This window comes from Erythrobacter sp. 'gip.4 top 5' (assembly GCF_056495765.1).
The window spans coordinates 77,718-93,974 of the sequence record NZ_CP200271.1; the positions used below are offsets into that span (position 1 = coordinate 77,718).

The 16,257-nt window shown below is 60.8% G+C and carries 18 protein-coding genes and 1 pseudogene; 10 read left to right on the forward strand and 9 right to left on the reverse strand.

Translation table 11 applies throughout. The annotated features are described in order from the left end of the window. Window positions 1-8: 8 nt before the first annotated feature. From ACRANW_RS15480 to ACRANW_RS15495, 4 genes are all read right to left on the reverse strand, one after another. Window positions 9-761 (reverse strand): DUF4336 domain-containing protein, encoded by a 753-nt coding sequence (locus ACRANW_RS15480; RefSeq protein ID WP_479434005.1) that lies wholly within the window; start codon window positions 759-761, stop codon window positions 9-11. Further along, a complete protein-coding gene (locus ACRANW_RS15485) occupies window positions 758-1,126 on the reverse strand; it encodes a hypothetical protein (RefSeq protein WP_479434006.1) in 369 nt (122 codons plus the stop codon). Before ACRANW_RS15485 ends, ACRANW_RS15480 begins: the two co-directional genes overlap by 4 nt. A 3-nt stretch (window positions 1,127-1,129) precedes the next feature. Further along, window positions 1,130-2,368: a TCR/Tet family MFS transporter gene (locus tag ACRANW_RS15490; RefSeq protein WP_479434007.1), complete on the reverse strand. Its 1,239-nt coding sequence runs from the start codon at window positions 2,366-2,368 to the stop codon at window positions 1,130-1,132. Between the two features lie 66 nt (window positions 2,369-2,434). Further along, window positions 2,435-2,794 (reverse strand): hypothetical protein, encoded by a 360-nt coding sequence (locus tag ACRANW_RS15495; protein WP_479434008.1) that lies wholly within the window; start codon window positions 2,792-2,794, stop codon window positions 2,435-2,437. 563 nt (window positions 2,795-3,357) lie between these two features. On the opposite strand from ACRANW_RS15495, the gene ACRANW_RS15500 reads away from it, so the two are divergent. Continuing rightward, window positions 3,358-4,272, forward strand: coding sequence for an Abi family protein (locus ACRANW_RS15500; protein WP_479434009.1), 915 nt, complete (start codon window positions 3,358-3,360; stop codon window positions 4,270-4,272). A gap of 53 nt (window positions 4,273-4,325) precedes the next feature. On the opposite strand, the gene ACRANW_RS15505 is transcribed toward ACRANW_RS15500, so the two are convergent. Further along, entirely contained in the window at window positions 4,326-4,907 is a 582-nt protein-coding gene (locus ACRANW_RS15505; protein ID WP_479434010.1) for a recombinase family protein, read from the reverse strand. A gap of 343 nt (window positions 4,908-5,250) precedes the next feature. On the opposite strand from ACRANW_RS15505, the gene ACRANW_RS15510 reads away from it, so the two are divergent. The 3 genes and pseudogenes from ACRANW_RS15510 to ACRANW_RS15520 form a co-directional block, all read left to right on the forward strand. Next, the gene (locus ACRANW_RS15510) at window positions 5,251-5,496 is read left to right on the forward strand and encodes an AbrB/MazE/SpoVT family DNA-binding domain-containing protein (RefSeq protein ID WP_066525588.1); all 246 of its coding nucleotides are present in this window, start codon (window positions 5,251-5,253) and stop codon (window positions 5,494-5,496) included. After that, entirely contained in the window at window positions 5,493-5,882 is a 390-nt protein-coding gene (locus ACRANW_RS15515; RefSeq protein ID WP_479434011.1) for a type II toxin-antitoxin system VapC family toxin, read from the forward strand. The genes ACRANW_RS15510 and ACRANW_RS15515 overlap by 4 nt, the downstream gene beginning before the upstream one ends. A 469-nt stretch (window positions 5,883-6,351) precedes the next feature. Further along, a pseudogene (locus ACRANW_RS15520) lies at window positions 6,352-7,172 on the forward strand (helix-turn-helix domain-containing protein); the annotation flags it as partial. A gap of 74 nt (window positions 7,173-7,246) precedes the next feature. On the opposite strand, the gene ACRANW_RS15525 reads toward ACRANW_RS15520, so the two are convergent. From ACRANW_RS15525 to ACRANW_RS15540, 4 genes are all read right to left on the reverse strand, one after another. Beyond that, window positions 7,247-8,613, reverse strand: a protein-coding gene (locus ACRANW_RS15525; protein ID WP_479431339.1) for an IS3 family transposase whose coding sequence is annotated in 2 segments (ribosomal slippage) — window positions 7,247-8,260 and window positions 8,263-8,613 — 1,365 coding nt in all. Because the reading frame shifts where the segments join, the coding sequence is not laid out codon by codon here. 39 nt (window positions 8,614-8,652) lie between these two features. After that, window positions 8,653-9,720 carry a cytochrome P450 gene (locus tag ACRANW_RS15530; RefSeq protein WP_479434012.1) on the reverse strand — a complete coding sequence of 356 codons (1,068 nt, stop codon included), beginning with the start codon at window positions 9,718-9,720 and terminating at the stop codon, window positions 8,653-8,655. After that, window positions 9,717-10,982 carry a methyltransferase family protein gene (locus ACRANW_RS15535; RefSeq protein WP_479434013.1) on the reverse strand — a complete coding sequence of 422 codons (1,266 nt, stop codon included), beginning with the start codon at window positions 10,980-10,982 and terminating at the stop codon, window positions 9,717-9,719. Before ACRANW_RS15535 ends, ACRANW_RS15530 begins: the two co-directional genes overlap by 4 nt. Further along, entirely contained in the window at window positions 10,979-11,350 is a 372-nt protein-coding gene (locus ACRANW_RS15540) for a hypothetical protein (protein ID WP_479434014.1), read from the reverse strand. Before ACRANW_RS15540 ends, ACRANW_RS15535 begins: the two co-directional genes overlap by 4 nt. Before the next feature lie 428 nt (window positions 11,351-11,778). Here ACRANW_RS15540 and ACRANW_RS15545 point away from each other — a divergent pair, with 428 nt between their 5' ends. The 6 genes from ACRANW_RS15545 (at window position 11,779) to ACRANW_RS15570 (ending at window position 16,017) form a co-directional block, all read left to right on the forward strand. Further along, window positions 11,779-12,216, forward strand: coding sequence for a hypothetical protein (locus tag ACRANW_RS15545; protein WP_479434015.1), 438 nt, complete (start codon window positions 11,779-11,781; stop codon window positions 12,214-12,216). Continuing rightward, the gene (gene recD2 / locus ACRANW_RS15550; protein ID WP_479434016.1) at window positions 12,213-14,432 is read left to right on the forward strand and encodes an SF1B family DNA helicase RecD2; all 2,220 of its coding nucleotides are present in this window, start codon (window positions 12,213-12,215) and stop codon (window positions 14,430-14,432) included. Before ACRANW_RS15545 ends, recD2 begins: the two co-directional genes overlap by 4 nt. Window positions 14,433-14,574: 142 nt before the next feature. Next, the gene (locus ACRANW_RS15555) at window positions 14,575-14,865 is read left to right on the forward strand and encodes a type II toxin-antitoxin system RelE/ParE family toxin (protein WP_479434017.1); all 291 of its coding nucleotides are present in this window, start codon (window positions 14,575-14,577) and stop codon (window positions 14,863-14,865) included. 2 nt (window positions 14,866-14,867) lie between these two features. Next, the gene (locus ACRANW_RS15560; protein WP_479434018.1) at window positions 14,868-15,149 is read left to right on the forward strand and encodes an addiction module antidote protein; all 282 of its coding nucleotides are present in this window, start codon (window positions 14,868-14,870) and stop codon (window positions 15,147-15,149) included. 34 nt (window positions 15,150-15,183) lie between these two features. After that, the gene (locus ACRANW_RS15565; protein WP_479434019.1) at window positions 15,184-15,333 is read left to right on the forward strand and encodes a hypothetical protein; all 150 of its coding nucleotides are present in this window, start codon (window positions 15,184-15,186) and stop codon (window positions 15,331-15,333) included. Between the two features lie 60 nt (window positions 15,334-15,393). Next, window positions 15,394-16,017: a plasmid pRiA4b ORF-3 family protein gene (locus ACRANW_RS15570; RefSeq protein ID WP_479434020.1), complete on the forward strand. Its 624-nt coding sequence runs from the start codon at window positions 15,394-15,396 to the stop codon at window positions 16,015-16,017. Window positions 16,018-16,257: the final 240 nt, after the last annotated feature.

The following is a 16,257-nucleotide window of genomic DNA, read 5'->3' on the forward strand; positions in this document are numbered from 1 at the left end:
CGTTACCCTTATAAAATTGCCTGATTCCTTCTAGCGAACGCGCGCTCGATCTCCGTCACTGCATTTGATCGATAGCACGCCCCATGCGAAAGGATGATGCCCGAGGGCTGCCAGGCCAGCATTCGCCGCACCCCCTCGCGCAGAGCCGCGCGGTGGGGAAGGGCAGCGATCCTGATCTCGATGGACGGGCGACCAGTCGGCCCAGTGGCCCCGCCCAGCCTCAGCACCAGCTTGACCAGCGGATGGCGGATCCGCTTGGCCTCAAAGTTCTGCATCAGGTCGGTGACGATCAGCGTGTGCGAGGCGCGGTGCAGAAACACAGCTTCGGTAAAGCTGCCGAGCGCGATCACATGGAGGTCGATGGCCTCACGCCACGGCTGTGGCGGTTGGTTGTCCAGAAGCGCAAACGAGATGTCGGCAACCTTCGTTTCAAGCCCGCCGACGCCGAAGATCGATGCCTCGGGAAAGGCATGCGTCCAGTCGGCCAGATGGGTGTAGTGGAACACATTGGGGGCAATGATCGCGGCGACTGCTCCCAGCGCTTTGACTGCTGCGACCAGATCTGGCGAGCACGCGACTGACGAATGCAGCCACAAACCTACGCCGGGCAGGCGGATGATTGTCATTCGGGTCGGGCAGGGCAGGGTCAGGCCCCACAGCCGATAGGAGACTTCGGGGCCGTTGACCGTCCAGATGTCGTCAGCCCACGCGACAGGCTGCAATTGCGGCTCGTAGGGGAGGTAGCCGGGTGCGGGCGTCATCGTGCCATCTCCGGGACGCGCCACATGAACCCGATCGATCCCAGCACAAAGCCAAGGAACGCTGCTTGCAAGGGTAGGGCGACTGCATACCCCTCGACCCCGAGCACGAAGGAGGCGTAGCTGTTGGCGGCCACGTCACACACCATGATGATCGCTGCCAGTGCCAACCCTGCGCGTCGCTGGCCGAACAACAGCAGCGCCACGACAGTAAAGTCCAGCACCACCAGTGAAGACCAGAACACCTCGAGCAAGAGCGGACCCCAGCTGTAAGGCCTCAGACCGAGGACCCAAAAGTCCCGCGAATGGCTCAAGGTCGCGATGGAGAAGCAGGCGATATAAACGCCAATCGCAATCCGCTGCGCCATCGTTCAATCCGGCACCGCAGCAGGCATCCCCGCCGGGCCGAGCTGGCCCATCGTCCGCCACAGCAGCCCGATCGCCACAACAAGCAGCGCCAGCGAGACCAAATAGGGCGCGCCGGGAAAGAACAGCCCGGTGTCGTCCGCGAAATGGCCGAAGATCTGGGTCATCATCACCGGGCCGATGATCGAGGTAAGGCTTACCGTGCTGGCAATCGCACCTTGCAATTCGCCTTGGGCATCCTCGCTCACCTGCACCGTCATCAGGCTCTGCATCGCAGGGAAGGTCATGCCCGTTAGCGCGCCCACGATGATCGCTGCGATCACCATCGGGGTGCCGGTAGCAAAGGCCAGCAGCACGTAGGAGGGGATGCCCAGCAGCAGGCTGTAGCGCGCCGTGTTCGCCGCGCCGAAGCGGGCGATGCTTTTGCCCGTCAGCACCGCTTGCGCCACGCCCATCAATACGCCGTAGAAGGACACGGTCAGCCCGCTGATGGTCGGCGTCCAGCCAAACTCCAACTCGCCCCAATAGGCCCAGATCGACATCTGAGCTTGCGCGGCCAGCTGCATGAAGAAGGCGACGCCAAGACATGACAGCACGAAGGGCGTGCGCGCCATCTGGATCAGCGAACCTAAGGGGTTGGCGCGGGCCGGATCGAAGGCGCGGCGGCGTTCGGGCGGGAGGGTCTCGCGCAGGAAAAGGAGGCCGCCGATCACGCCAATCCCCGCAAGGCTCGCCGCAATGATGAACGGCGCACGCGTCCCGATCTCACCCGCGATGCCGCCCAGCGCCGGGCCGAGCACAAATCCTGCCGCTCCCGCACCGCCGAGCATCCCGAAGGCCGCGCCGCGCTTCTCTGCCGGGATGCAATCGGCGATGCAGGAATTGGCCGCCGCCCAGCTTGCGCCCATAATCCCCGATATCAAACGCCCCGCCACCAGCCACGCCAGCGTCGGCGCCCAGGCCATCACGGCATAATCGACGGCGAGGAGGAACAGCGTTGTCAGCAGCACTGGCCGCCTACCGAAGCGGTCGCTTAAGCCCCCGACAAACGGAGCGAACAGGAACTGCATCCCGGCATAGGCAAACAGCAGCAGCCCGCCAATCTCGGCGGAACGATCAAGGCTGGTCTGCGCGATCTCCCCGATCAGCGTCGGCATAATGGGCAGGATTAGCCCGATGCCCAGCATATCGACGAAGACGATAAACGCGACCGCCGCTAGAATTTGTGAGTTTTTCCCCTTCATAATCAGATCATTGCACTGCTTTCGACCAAAGTCACGCGGGGAGTTAAGCTGACAAGCAGGCCAGATTCAGTCCTTGATGGTCAGGCCGTCGATGATCGCATCGAAGCTCGACTGATACTCTTGCGCTGCCACGGCAAAATCTGCGCGGGTGGCACAATCTAACGCGGCAGCCTGAATGGCGGCGAGGACGATGTTCGAGAGCGGCCCCACCGGCTGCCGCGTCATCACGCCCGCCTCCATCGCCAGCGTCAGGCCAGCAGAAACCAACCCGCCAAAGTGCGCAGCGTCGATTTGCCTCCATCGTTCAAACCCCAGGACACTTGGCGCATTCTGCAAGGTGATGCGGGTGCTGAACCTTGTTTTGGCGGCAACCTTCGGCGCGAGCGAAGCGCTGCCCATCGCGGGGAAAGGGTTCTCCAGCAGCAAAGCAAAGGAACGGACCGTCTCCGTTCTTTCAATCGGCAGTTCAGTCAGTATGCTCCTGTTCTGCCTTTCGATTTGCTTCTATTCGTTGCTGTAACTCGCCACTTTGAACATGCAGCGAGGCAATGTTCCGGGCGCCTTAGCCCTGACAGGTTTTGTGAGCGGACGACGCGGTGTTAATCGATTGTTTCCGCTTTGAAATTGATCACCGGAACTGCTGGAACCCCCTTGCGCCCTGCCCTTGCCAAACATGATGCCGCGATAGCCATCTCTGCATTGCGGGGGCTATCGATGCATTGATTGTTTGGCGCTTTCTAGCGGCGATGCCCCCGGCCCGGCAAGGTGTCGCCTCTCTATGCCGCCAATCACGACGCGATGCCTGACGCCCAGGACATTGGGGATGGTGTCATGGGCAGCCAAGGCGAACCGATGACATCGGTTATTGATTTGTTGGGATATACGGCCTATTTCACCCTTAATCGAACCCGCCCGGCCTCTGTCCGCAAGGATATGCACACTGGGCGGGTCTTTTGTTTTCAGACCCTTGTCGCTAAGCGTGAGTGGGTATGACGCGCGTTTTCACCAAACCCTCGCTCAATCTCGATCAGCAGATCGGGCACCTTCGCGACAATGGCATGGCCATCCCTGATGAGGAGCGGGCCCGGTATTGGCTGACGCACGTCAGCTATTACCGGCTCAGCGCTTATTGGCTATATTTCGAGCGCCCTAAGGATGATCCCGGACCGCGCTTCAATCTGGGCACTGACTTCGAGACGGTGACCGCGCTATACGATTTCGACCGGGTCCTTCGGCGCCTTGTCATGCGCGGTACCGAGCACGTCGAGGTCGCTCTGCGCGGCAGTTGGGCCTACCAGCTTGCGACGCTCGGTCATGGACACAGCTATCTCGACGCAGGGCTTTACTACGAGCGCAAGCAGTTCCACGACAATCTTGCGAAGCTGGCAAAGGACGTCGGGGAGTCCAACGAAACCTACATCGATCATTACCGGAAGACTTACCGGGACCCTGCCCTGCCACCGGTTTGGATGGTGGCTGAAATGATGTCGTTTGGTCAGCTCTCACGCTGGTACTCGAGCCTTGCGGACCGCTCGCTACGCAATCGGATTGCTGTTCCTCTCGGGCTCACCGAAACGGTGCTAGTGCCTTTCGTCCGACACCTTGTCGACGTTCGGAACATCTGCGCTCACCATGGTCGGCTCTGGAACCGTGGTTTCTTGATCTGCCCGCGGCTACCCAGCAAACCAAGGGATCTGCAGCTTTCGCTGGACCACTCGGCCGGTGAACGCCCACCGGCGAAGCTCTACAACACGATCACCATGATCAACCAGGTGATGCGGACTGTGGCGCCGGATTCCCGTTGGGCTTGGGAAACGAAAGCACACATTCTCTCCCATCCGACGGGCGATCTGGCGGCGATGGGCTTCCCGCAAGACTGGCTGGAAAAGCCCTTGTGGCATTAATCGGCTTTCTACTCGCGGCGAGCGATTGAGTATGAGGTTGATCAGACCACGGGCTATGCAGCCGTCTCCCCCCGCCGGATCGTCCGATACACGGTAGGCCGCGAGACCTTGAACAGCTTGCCAAGGTCGCTGATTGAGTATTCGCCGGTCGCATGCATCTTGAGTAGCTCGCGTTGCTGGAGGTCGGACAGCTTGGGCGGCTTGCCGCGGAGCTTGCCCTTGTCGCGGGCGATCTTCATGCCCTCGCGGGTGCGAAGGCGGATGAGGTCGCTCTCGAATTCGGCGAAGGTGGCAAGGATGTTGAAGAACATCCGGCCCATGGGGTCGTTGGGATCGTAAATCTGCTTGCCCAGCGCGAGGCTGACTCCGCGCTTTTCCAATTCATCGGCGATCGCACGGACGTCTGGCACAGACCGGGCGAGACGATCCAGCTTCGGCACGACCAGCGTTTCGCCGGCCCGTACGGCTGCCAGCGCCTGGGCAAGGCCGGGGCGATCGCGGTTGCGGCCGGTCAGGCCGTGGTCAGTGTAGATGCGATCCTCTGGCACGCCCAGTTCGATCAGCGCCCGGCGCTGAGCGGTGAGATCCTGCTTGTCGGTCGAGCAGCGGGCATATCCGATCAGAGTGTTGGTCATTTGTAACGGATGAGACCCCTGTGTGAGAAAATAAAGCGTACCACCTTAATGAGAGAGCGGGCAAGCCGGAATTGCGGAGGGCAGGGGGGTCTGACCGCTGGCGTCTAGAAAGTGTCCGTTGAGCGATCCCTTTCGGACAGGCAGCGGCAAGGTGCCATCGCTGTTGCGAGAGGTGCGCACAATGGCAACAATGTATCATTGAGGCGCATTTGGAACATTGCGCCATACAAGCCTCTATGAGGCACATTGATCAATTCATGCCTAAGCTTGCATCTTGTTGAATTCTAGGAGCACCCCGGCTAGAGTGGACCTGTCGACCAATTCAGCAGCATTTGGAGCTCGCATGACCGTCCAAGTCAACATAACGCCCAACGGCCGAATGAGCCTGCCTGCTGACATCCGTAAGCGGCTCGGGCTGGTCGGCGGCGGCGCGGTCTATCTGGATGAGACGCCTGATGGTCTCGTGCTGCGAACGGCCGCTCAGGCTGTTGCGCGCGCGCAGGCCCTGGCGAAGCAGTACACCGAAGGAAACCCGGATGCGTCGGTCGATGCTTTCCTCGCCAAGCGTCGCGAGGAAAGCGGAGAGTGAGCGAGATCGTATTGGACGCCTCCGCCCTGATCGCCATGCTCAAGGGGGAGAAGGGTGCCGACAAAGTCGCAGCAGCAATAGCAGACGCCCGGATATGCACGATCAACTATGCCGAGGTGGTTACCCACTTCATCCATCTCGGCATGCCTGAGCGCGAGGTCGACGCCATGCTCGACCCTCTGCCGATGACGATTGTGCCCACCGACAAGGCTTTGGCGCAATTGGCTGGGCGGTTGCGAGCTGTCACTGCCGATCACGGGCTATCGCTTGGCGATCGCTTCTGTCTTGCGCTAGCGCAGCGTGACGGTCTGCCGGCTTGGACCAGCGATCAGAGCTGGAAGGCGATCGCCGATGCCGCCAAAGCCAAGGTCGTCGCCATTCGATGATGTCCAGCGGAAAGGGCAGGGCGCTTGCCATCTTAATGCTATTGCGCCGCCATAATCCTGCCTGGCAGCTTCGGCCGGGTTTCTTCCTGAAAGCGGAAATTCGCAAACCGACCCCAATCCGGACATTGAACGTTGAGGGCAAATAGAGCTACTCCTGCATTTCGTATTGCTATGCTGGTGCTTAAATGCGGGGACCACCGATGGATCGACAATTTGGTCTACTAATGTTGGCCTTAATCTTGTCGGCGTGTTCACCTGAGGCGATCTATGTTGATAGCGTGATCGCCCATCACTTCTATAGCGAGGCAAGCACGATCGTCTGGAAGGACGAAAGCGGGCAATGGCAATGGAGCCAGGTCGCTGAAGTTGGGCCAGGCGGAATGCTGTCCCCCGTCAGCACCAATGGCACAGATTTGAGGTTGTGATTTAAGGAGGGTTGGGGCTTCGTCGTAGTGACGAAGGAACGAAGATGAAGACCCAATCCTCCTTGAAAAAATCCCCTCCCAAGAAGGCCCCTGCTGAGCGAGTGGTGAAGGACATCCGGCGTGCAACCCGCCGACACTTCTCGGCCGAAGACAAGATCCGCATCGTGCTGGACGGCCTGCGCGGCGAAGACAGCATTGCCGAGCTGTGCCGCAAGGAAGGCATCGCTCAGAGCCTGTATTACACTTGGTCGAAGGAGTTCATGGAAGCCGGCAAGCGCCGGTTGGCCGGCGACACCGCCCGTGCCGCGACCACCGGCGAGGTGCAGGATCTGCGCCGCGAAGCCCGCGCCTTGAAGGAATGCGTAGCTGACCTGACGCTCGAGAACCGCCTGCTTAAAAAAAGCATGATCGCGGATGGGGGCGACGACGAATGAGGTATCCTGCTTCTGAAAAGCTGGAGATCATCAGGATCGTCGAGCAGTCGCACCTGCCCGCCAAGCGGACGCTGGATAAGCTCGGCATTGCCCGTCGGACGTTCTACCGCTGGTATGACCGCTACCTCGATGGTGGCCTGGAGGCGCTCGCGGATCGACCGTCAGCGCCGAGCCGGGTGTGGAACCGCATCGCGCCCGAGGTGCAGGACCAGATCATCGAAATGGCGCTGGAGCAGTCCGAGCTGTCACCGCGCGAGCTGGCCGTGCGATTTACCGATGAACGCCAATACTTTGTGTCCGAAGCCACGGTTTACCGCCTGCTGAAGGCCCATGATCTGATCACGAGCCCGGCCTACGTCGTGATCAAGGCTGCCGATCAGTTCCACACCAAGACCACCCGCCCGAACGAGATGTGGCAAACCGATTTTACCTGTCCGTCGTCAGAACATTTGGCGCAATGTGCGGCGTAGATTAGCGGAGTGCGGGCCTCGTCTGGGGTTTGGTTTTAGGCGGCGAGCTTGCGGTGTTGCAAGCGCCGATGTTCGATGGTCTGTCGCTTGATCCTTTCGCGCTGTTTGATGATGGCCGGTGCCCTGCCGAAGTAGACGTCGGCGGGCGTCACGTTGCACAGCGCTTCATGGTAGCGCTGGTGGTTGTAGTGCTCGACGAACGTCTCGATCTGGGTCTCAAGGTCGCCGGGCAGGAAGTAGTTTTCCAGCAGGATGCGGTTTTTGAGGGTCTGGTGCCAGCGCTCGATCTTACCCTGGGTCTGCGGATGCATCGGAGCGCCGCGCACATGGCTCATCTTGTTGGCCTCGATGTATTCCGCCAGTTCGCCCGCGATGTAGCTGGGGCCGTTATCGCTGAGCAGTCTGGGCTTGTGCAGCACCGTTGCACTGTCGCATCCTGATGCGGCGAGCGCCATGTCCAGCGTGTCGGTCACATCCTCTGCCCGCATGTTGGTGCACAACTTCCAGGCGATGATGTAGCGCGAGAAGTCGTCGAGGACGGTCGATAGATACATCCAGCCCCACCCGATAATCTTGAAGTAGGTAAAATCGGTTTGCCACATCTCGTTCGGGCGGGTGGTCTTGGTGTGGAACTGATCGGCAGCCTTGATCACGACGTAGGCCGGGCTCGTGATCAGATCATGGGCCTTCAGCAGGCGGTAAACCGTGGCTTCGGACACAAAGTATTGGCGTTCATCGGTAAATCGCACGGCCAGCTCGCGCGGTGACAGCTCGGACTGCTCCAGCGCCATTTCGATGATCTGGTCCTGCACCTCGGGCGCGATGCGGTTCCACACCCGGCTCGGCGCTGACGGTCGATCCGCGAGCGCCTCCAGGCCACCATCGAGGTAGCGGTCATACCAGCGGTAGAACGTCCGACGGGCAATGCCGAGCTTATCCAGCGTCCGCTTGGCGGGCAGGTGCGACTGCTCGACGATCCTGATGATCTCCAGCTTTTCAGAAGCAGGATACCTCATTCGTCGTCGCCCCCATCCGCGATCATGCTTTTTTTAAGCAGGCGGTTCTCGAGCGTCAGGTCAGCTACGCATTCCTTCAAGGCGCGGGCTTCGCGGCGCAGATCCTGCACCTCGCCGGTGGTCGCGGCACGGGCGGTGTCGCCGGCCAACCGGCGCTTGCCGGCTTCCATGAACTCCTTCGACCAAGTGTAATACAGGCTCTGAGCGATGCCTTCCTTGCGGCACAGCTCGGCAATGCTGTCTTCGCCGCGCAGGCCGTCCAGCACGATGCGGATCTTGTCTTCGGCCGAGAAGTGTCGGCGGGTTGCACGCCGGATGTCCTTCACCACTCGCTCAGCAGGGGCCTTCTTGGGAGGGGATTTTTTCAAGGAGGATTGGGTCTTCATCTTCGTTCCTTCGTCACTACGACGAAGCCCCAACCCTCCTTAAATCACAACCTCAAATCTGTGCCATTGGTGCTGACGGGGGACAATCGCTACATCGCAGGTCGCGCGGCGGAGGAACAGCGCATAGGCAGGGGGATAGAGCCTAAGCACCTCCATGATGATCGCGCGCAGCACCGGTAGGCGCGGTAAATCCTCGGGACGGGGCGCTGCGCCTTGGAGCACCGTGTCGAGCTCGCCGCAAAGCCGCTCCCGCCATGTGGGCGAATTGACAAGACAATGCGCCGTCCAGCCCAGCAACGCGCCCGAGGTTTCGTGCCCCGCAATCAGCAGGCTTATCGCATCGTTACGGATCGCTATTTGGTCGCCCGAATGCTGTTCGGCCAGCATCGATAGAAGGTCGCCGCGGTCGCTCGCCGGCTCGGCAAGGCGAGCATCGACCAGACGGCAGACAAAATCGTCCATCACCCCCATCGCCCAGCGTTTACGGCGCTTGCCAGTCAGCGGGAGCCAGTCTGGCAGCACCACCGGCGCGGTGGATTCGCGGAAGGCGGTCTCCGAGAGAATTTGGATTGCCTCTTCGATGACATCGCCATCAGGCGGCGGCGGGCTGGAGAAGAAGGTATCTGCCGCGATGTCTAGGGTGAGGCGCGCCATCGCCGCATCGGTCTCAATGGTGATATTGCCGCTTGGATCGGCGTGTGCAGCCCACGTATCGCATAGGCGGTGGGTGTGAAGGACCGCCTTCGCGCCATAATCAAGCAGGCGCTGGCGGGCGAAGGCGGGCAGCACCTTACGGCGGCGGGCCCGCCATTCCTCGCCTTCGGCCAATAGCATGTTAGTACCGGTCCATTGTGCGACCACCTGCGTCAGCTTTTCAAAGCGGATGAAGTCTTTCCACCGGTGGACCAGCACGGCCTCAACGTCATCAGGGTGGAACAGCAACCACGACCGGTAGGGCCCGAGCCGCAGCCGCACTGCATCGCCGTGGCGGGCGCGCATGTCAGCATAGAAGGCGAGCTGGTCGCGCTTGATCCGCATGAGGTGGCTGAGCCCAAGCGACAGGGTCAGCGGACTTCGCACCGGCCGCAGTGGGGCGTCGCAGGTCATGTGACCGGTTCACCCTGAGGCTCAGACGCTTCACGCCCGCGCAGGCGGCGAAGCGGTAAGACAACCAGCAGCACAGCCGCGCCCAGCAGCGCGTAAGCGAAATTGACATGACCCAGCACTTTGCCAATCACCGCAGCGGCTGTGAAGTCCCGGGCATCGGACGGATCTCGATAGGTAAGCACCGCGCCGGGCTGGGCCTCGAGGTTCAGGCCGACGGGATCGCGGCGCTGCAGCCAAGCAGCGAAAGCGGCCTGCCGCACCTGCCCCGGATCGAAGACGAGCCGTGACGCTTCTGGCACCCAGGGTCGCCACCGGGGCAGCCACTCGGGCACATTCGCGCGGTAGGCTGGCCAGCCTTCGGGGAAGCGCTGGAGCAGATCGTGACGGTGGTGCCAGCGCACCATGCCGGCCACGAATACCCACGCCATCGCTGCCGCCGATGCCACCCAGACATTGCCGATCATCACCCCGATCACTATCCAGCTCAAGGCGGATGAAAGCTGCATCGGATTGATCAGGTATGCGAACACGCCGGTGCGAACGAGGCGCTTGGTAGGATCAAGCGGGATCGGCGTGCCCTCACCATGGACCACGAACATCTGCACTGCCGACAGGCCGAGCACGAAGCAGGCGGCCAGCAGCGGTAGACCCGCGAGGATCAGCCATAAGGGCCGTGCACCCAGATTCCAGCTTCCGCCCATCGCCAGCATGATTACCGATGGCAGCGCATAAAAGGCGAGAAAGCCGTATCCCAGCGCCAGCAGCGCCGCCCGCCATGCGAGATGCTCGCCCCGTGCTGTCCATCGGGCAAGGTGTATCGCAGGGAGGTGTGCCACGAGAAACACCAGCACGACACCTGCAAACCAGAATGGCCCCGCCATCACCAGAGGATCGAGCGAAGAGAACACCATCCCGTGTAGGCCCAAGATGATCGGCAGCACGAGATAGAGCGGGCGGATGGTCGGGAACAGGAAAGCCAGCACAGGCCCGAACAGGATCGACCCTCCGATCCAGATATCCGCCGGCAGCCCCATAACCATCAGCACATCGCCGCCATAGCGCCACCACCCCGCGGCGATCGCCAGCTGATGCGTGGCGAAGATCATCGCGAAACCATAGAGAAAGGCGAAAAGTCCGCCGATGATAACCCGTGGCTCGTGGCGGTGCCTTGCGCCCAGCAGCAACACAGTGGCTAACGGCCCGAGGAACAGCGCCCACCGCAGCGCCCACAGCCATTCCCGGGGCAGATCGATCTCGATCATGCCAGCACCGCCCGTACAATGGGGTCGCGCAAGGGCTGGGGCAGCCGGGTCTCGAACAGCTCGACCACCAGAAACACAACCGGCAGGCCAAGCGCAAGGTAAAGCGCCACCGGCGGCAACAGGATGATCAGCGCCAGCTGGATAATCGTGCCGAGCCGCATCAGCGCCCCCTCGCGGGAACGGGTCGTCGGCATTGCGAGCAGCAAGCCAGCAAGGATTGCCGGGAAGATCACGGTCAGCGGGAAGGCGAGCAGGTGATCCGGATCACCCCCGGCCAGCGCAGACGCCATGATGACAAGACGCGCCAACACGCCCGAACCAACGACCAACGCTAAGGCCAGCTTGATGCTTCCACGCAGTCTGAACATCCGCCTTAGCTCGCCCCTTCACAGCAGCTTCATTGGTTGCGATGCTGCCCAAACCATTGTTCGGGCTTTGGTTAGCAGCCATGAGTGAACAAAATTCAGCATCCTCGACGAAATGGAATAAGGCGGCGCTCTCATGACTTGAATGGGGTCGCTTCCAGAATGGCAGGTTTTGGCGGGGAACCTGCAAAAGCTGCCTGGCAGGTTCACTATCTTGATCGGCCTTGCAGTGCTGAGTGAGAATGTCGATGCTATAGCGATCTCATGCATGCCAATTCCTCAGATCAGACCGACAAAATGCCATCGGCTTTGCCGTATAGGGCGGCGATTGCGCTGAACGTTGCGTTGTACATCCGGTCGCCGGGGCTTTTCTTTGAGGCGAGGGCAGGGTGGATGTGGCCGGCACTCCCGAGACCGCAGTGAGGGAAGGCATGGATTCGGAACAGCGCCTGCGAGACAAACTCCGTAAAATCGAGGCGCTCTATGCAGGCGCGGCAACTGCCGGTGAGAGAGCGGCCGCAGGGGCTGCAGCCGAACGCCTTCGCAAACAGTTCGAAACGGCCAGCCAGAGCGAACCTGCCGAGGAGTTCAAGTTCTCGATCCCTGATCTGTGGTCCCGTAAGCTTTTTATTGCCCTGTGCAGGCGGTATGGGATGCGGCCCTTCCGTTATCGACGCATGCACCGCCAGAGCGTCCTGATCCGCGCGCCGGCCAGTTTCGTTAACGGGGTCCTGTGGCCCGAGTTTGAGGAGTTGAGCAACGCGCTGATGCTGCACCTTGCTGAGATCACTGAGACGATCATCCGCGAAGAAGTCCATGAGACCACGCAGGACGCTGACGAAATCGAGGAGCCTCGGCAGTTGCGATGAACCAAGCAGCTTCCTCTGCGACCGAAGTTCTGGTTGGCCATGTGGAACGGGTCACCTTCCACAGCGATGAGAGCGGCTTTTGCGTCCTGCGGGTCAAGGCCCGCGGGCACAGAGACCTCGTCACCACTATAGGCCATTCGGCGATGATTTCGGCCGGTGAATGGATCACCGCGTCGGGGGAGTGGATCAACGACCGCAACCACGGCCTCCAGTTCAGGGCGAAGTTTCTGAAAACATCAGAGCCTTCATCGATCGAAGGTATCGAGAAGTACCTTGGCTCCGGCATGATCCGGGGCATCGGGCCGGTCTATGCCGAGCGCATGGTCAAGTTGTTTGGCAAGGACGTCTTCGATGTCATCGAGGCCAGTCCGGAGCGGCTGCGTGAGGTGCCAGGGATTGGTCCCAAGCGAGCAGCGAAGATCACGGCAGCCTGGGCGGACCAGAAGGTTATTCGCGAGATCATGGTCTTCCTGCACAGCCACGGTGTCGGGACGGCGCGGGCGGTGCGGATATTCAAGACCTATGGGGCCGATGCCGTTCAGGTCATGAGCGATAATCCCTATCGCCTGGCGCGCGACATTCGAGGCATCGGCTTCAGGACCGCTGACACCATTGCCGAAAAACTGGGGATTGAGAAGACCGCGATGATCCGCATCAGGGCAGGGATCTCCTTCGCGCTTACAGAGGTAATGGGGCAGGGACACTGTGGTCTGCCGGTGGCTGAGCTGGAGCAATCAGCAGCCAAGCTGCTCGAGGTCGACAGCGCATTGATCAAGACCGCCGTGGCGTTGGAATTGGACGAGCAGATCGTCATCGCTGACACCGTCGCGGGTAAAGATTGCGTCTTTCTGGGCGGCCTCTACCATGCTGAAAAGGTCATCGCTGACCGGTTGCAAGTGCTGATGGCTGGGCAATTGCCCTGGGCAATGATCGACCTGGGCAAGGCCTTGCCATGGATTGAGGGACGCACTGGCCTGACCCTGGCTCCGAGCCAAAGGGAGGCTGTCGGACTTGCCGTGCGATCCAAGGTGACTGTGATCACCGGCGGTCCTGGTGTCGGCAAAACCACCATCGTCAATGCAATCCTGCGCATCTTGGCGGCCAAGGCGGTCAAACTTCTCCTGTGCGCCCCGACAGGCCGCGCTGCCAAACGGATGACCGAGGCGACGGGCATGGAGGCAAAGCCCATCCACCGCCTGCTCGAGTTTGATCCCAAGGCCTTCGGGTTCAAGCGCAATGAGGAAAACCCGCTTGCGTGTGATTTGCTGGTGGTTGACGAGAGCTCGATGGTCGACGTGATGCTGATGCAGTCGCTGCTGAAGGCAGTGCCCGATACTGCCGCCTTGCTGATAGTTGGTGACATAGACCAGCTACCCTCGGTCGGGCCGGGGCAGGTGCTTGCTGATATCATCCAGTCTGCGGCGGTGCCGGTGGTCCGGCTGACCGAGGTCTTCCGCCAGGCTGCCCAGAGCCGGATCATCACCACCGCCCATCAGATCAACCAGGGCAGGAGCCCTCAATTGGGCAAGGTGGAGGGGGACAGCGATTTCTATTTCGTGACGGCTGCAGATCCTGAGCAGGCTGTAACCAAAATCATTGATCTCGTCGGCAAGCACATCCCCCGCAAGTTCGGCTTCGATCCGGTCCGCGATGTTCAGGTCTTGTGCCCGATGAACCGCGGCGGTGTTGGCGCGCGATCGCTCAACATCGAATTGCAGAAAGCGCTCAATCCCAATCCATCCGCAAAGGTCGAGCGGTTCGGGTGGACCTTTGCTCCGCGCGACAAGGTCATGCAGATCGAGAATGATTACGACAAGGATGTGTTCAACGGGGACATCGGCTACATCGAGACCGTGGATGGCGACGAGGGTGAGCTGACCGTCGATTTCGACGGCCGCGCGGTCACCTACCAGTTCGGCGAACTCGACACTCTGATGCCTGCCTACGCCGCGACGATCCACAAGAGTCAAGGCTCTGAATACCCTGCGGTCGTGATCCCGGTCATGACCCAGCATTACGCGATGTTGCAGCGAAACCTGCTCTACACCGGTGTCACCCGCGGCAAGAAGCTGGTGGTGCTGGTCGGCCAGCCCCGGGCCATCGCGATTGCTGTCAAAAATGCGGCAGGCCGGCGCCGCTGGTCCAAGCTCAATGAGTGGCTCCAGGCTCCAACGCCAAACGGCAGCCTGCGTCAGACACGCGAGGTCCAAAGCTAGTGGCCGGTTTGATAGATGGTCGCCGCTATCGCTGGTTGGCGCGGGGTTTTGGGGCTGAACAAGGATGTCCGCACCGCTGGCGTTGGGCGGGACTTGTAATCTATAGTTGACAATATGCGCCGAGGTGTGTCATAAAGTTGGCATGTTGGAGGTCCGCCGCACCGCCGAGTTTCTGAATTGGCTCACGGCTTTGCGGGACGTGCAGGCGAGAGCCCGGATCGCCAAGCGGATCGACCGGGTTGCCATGGGCAACTTTGGCGACACCAAGCCGGTTGGCGAGGGGGTGAGCGAATTGCGCTTCACTTTCGGGCCGGGATACCGGGTCTACTACACCCGGCAGGAGGATATCGTGGTGATCCTTTTATGCGGGGGCGACAAAGGCTCTCAGGAACGAGACATTGAGCGGGCGAAAGCCTTGGCGAAGGAGATTTGACAATGGGAGTCGATACCAAGGTCTGGGACGCGGCCGAAGTGCTCAATAGCCCGGCGGACATTGCGGCCTATCTTGATGCCTATCTCGAGGATGGCAGCGCTGAGGAACTGCTTCGAGCGCTGAACACTATCGCCCGCTCGCGCGGCATGTCGGCACTGGCGCGCGACACCGGTATCAGCCGTGAGGCGCTCTACAAAGCGTTTAGCGATAATGGAAACCCGACACTCGACACCCTGCTGCGGGTCATGAAAGCTCTTGGTGTGCGACTTGCCGTCGCCGCTTGACTGGCACACGTCTGCTTGGGGTCTCACTTCGTTCATGGCTTACGAGAGCATCATGCAGGGGCTGAACGAGGCGCTGGGCCATGCCCAGGGCAAGGAGGCTGGCTCGCGCGTGCACGCCATCGAGGTGCCGGTTATCGATATTGCGGCGACCCGGGCGCAGACAGGCCTTTCCCAGAGCGAATAGGCGCGCAGTATCGGTGTCGCCACACTTGCGGGCGTGATGATGCGGCGGCATTACGGCGGTATGGCGAAGCACTTCGATCCCTACGATTTCATCATCCGGCTCGATGCCCAGATCCTTGGGATCGAGCCGGTTATCAGCCGCACCCTAGAATTGCCCCGCGACCTCAATTTTGCGCAAGCCCATGAGGTGCTTCAGGCCGCCTTCGGGTGGACCGACAGCCACTTGCACCAGTTCATCGTGGGCGGTCTGGTCGTCGGTGCGCCCGAATTCCTCGAAGAGGATGTCTATTGCCCCCGGGTGTTCGAGGCAACCGAGGTGCACCTACGCGACCTGCGGTTTCCCTATGGGCCCAATTCCCAGCTCGAGATCATCTACCAGTACGACTTTGGCGATAACTGGCAGCACCGGCTGATCCTGACCGAAGTGCCGCCTGAGGAAGGCGTCAAATACCCGCGCTGCATTGCCGGATCGCGCAGCTGCCCGCCGGAAGATGTTGGCGGGGACATTGGCTATGAGGAATTTCTTGAGGCTTGGCGCGATCCTGAACACGAGAAGCACGCGGCCAACCGGCGCTGGGCGGGACGCAAGTTCGATCCCGAACGCTTTGATCTTGAGGCTGCAAACCGCGCAATCGCGCGAGCCTTGCGCTTAAGTCGCGGAGACTATCGAGCACGACAAATCTAGTCCATGGACCAACTGTGACAGAAGCCGTCGCACAATCACACTGGACACAGTTTACATGGACAGTTGTGATTCAAACTTTAACATAATGTATGTTATCAATCTGGAGAATTTCTGTTTGTGTTGAATAGGTTGTGCCCGGATTTTCCCAATCGCATCGCAGAAAGCGGGTCTTCGCGCTCTGCTGTCGCCGCACGACAATGCCATCGGCATGTACGAAATTCAAGGCGATCGGACCTGCGG

Coding starts and splice junctions, on each gene's coding strand:
- ACRANW_RS15565 (WP_479434019.1), top strand. CDS start 15,184: ATGGCTTACGAGAGCATCATGCAGGGGCTGAACGAGGCGCTGGGCCAT.
- ACRANW_RS15480 (WP_479434005.1), bottom strand. CDS start 761: ATGACGCCCGCACCCGGCTACCTCCCCTACGAGCCGCAATTGCAGCCT.
- ACRANW_RS15545 (WP_479434015.1), top strand. CDS start 11,779: ATGGATTCGGAACAGCGCCTGCGAGACAAACTCCGTAAAATCGAGGCG.
- ACRANW_RS15555 (WP_479434017.1), top strand. CDS start 14,575: ATGTTGGAGGTCCGCCGCACCGCCGAGTTTCTGAATTGGCTCACGGCT.
- ACRANW_RS15505 (WP_479434010.1), bottom strand. CDS start 4,907: ATGACCAACACTCTGATCGGATATGCCCGCTGCTCGACCGACAAGCAG.
- ACRANW_RS15570 (WP_479434020.1), top strand. CDS start 15,394: ATGGCGAAGCACTTCGATCCCTACGATTTCATCATCCGGCTCGATGCC.
- ACRANW_RS15540 (WP_479434014.1), bottom strand. CDS start 11,350: ATGTTCAGACTGCGTGGAAGCATCAAGCTGGCCTTAGCGTTGGTCGTT.
- ACRANW_RS15490 (WP_479434007.1), bottom strand. CDS start 2,368: ATGAAGGGGAAAAACTCACAAATTCTAGCGGCGGTCGCGTTTATCGTC.
- recD2 (WP_479434016.1), top strand. CDS start 12,213: ATGAACCAAGCAGCTTCCTCTGCGACCGAAGTTCTGGTTGGCCATGTG.
- ACRANW_RS15510 (WP_066525588.1), top strand. CDS start 5,251: ATGACCGTCCAAGTCAACATAACGCCCAACGGCCGAATGAGCCTGCCT.
- ACRANW_RS15500 (WP_479434009.1), top strand. CDS start 3,358: ATGACGCGCGTTTTCACCAAACCCTCGCTCAATCTCGATCAGCAGATC.
- ACRANW_RS15535 (WP_479434013.1), bottom strand. CDS start 10,982: ATGATCGAGATCGATCTGCCCCGGGAATGGCTGTGGGCGCTGCGGTGG.
- ACRANW_RS15560 (WP_479434018.1), top strand. CDS start 14,868: ATGGGAGTCGATACCAAGGTCTGGGACGCGGCCGAAGTGCTCAATAGC.
- ACRANW_RS15485 (WP_479434006.1), bottom strand. CDS start 1,126: ATGGCGCAGCGGATTGCGATTGGCGTTTATATCGCCTGCTTCTCCATC.
- ACRANW_RS15530 (WP_479434012.1), bottom strand. CDS start 9,720: ATGACCTGCGACGCCCCACTGCGGCCGGTGCGAAGTCCGCTGACCCTG.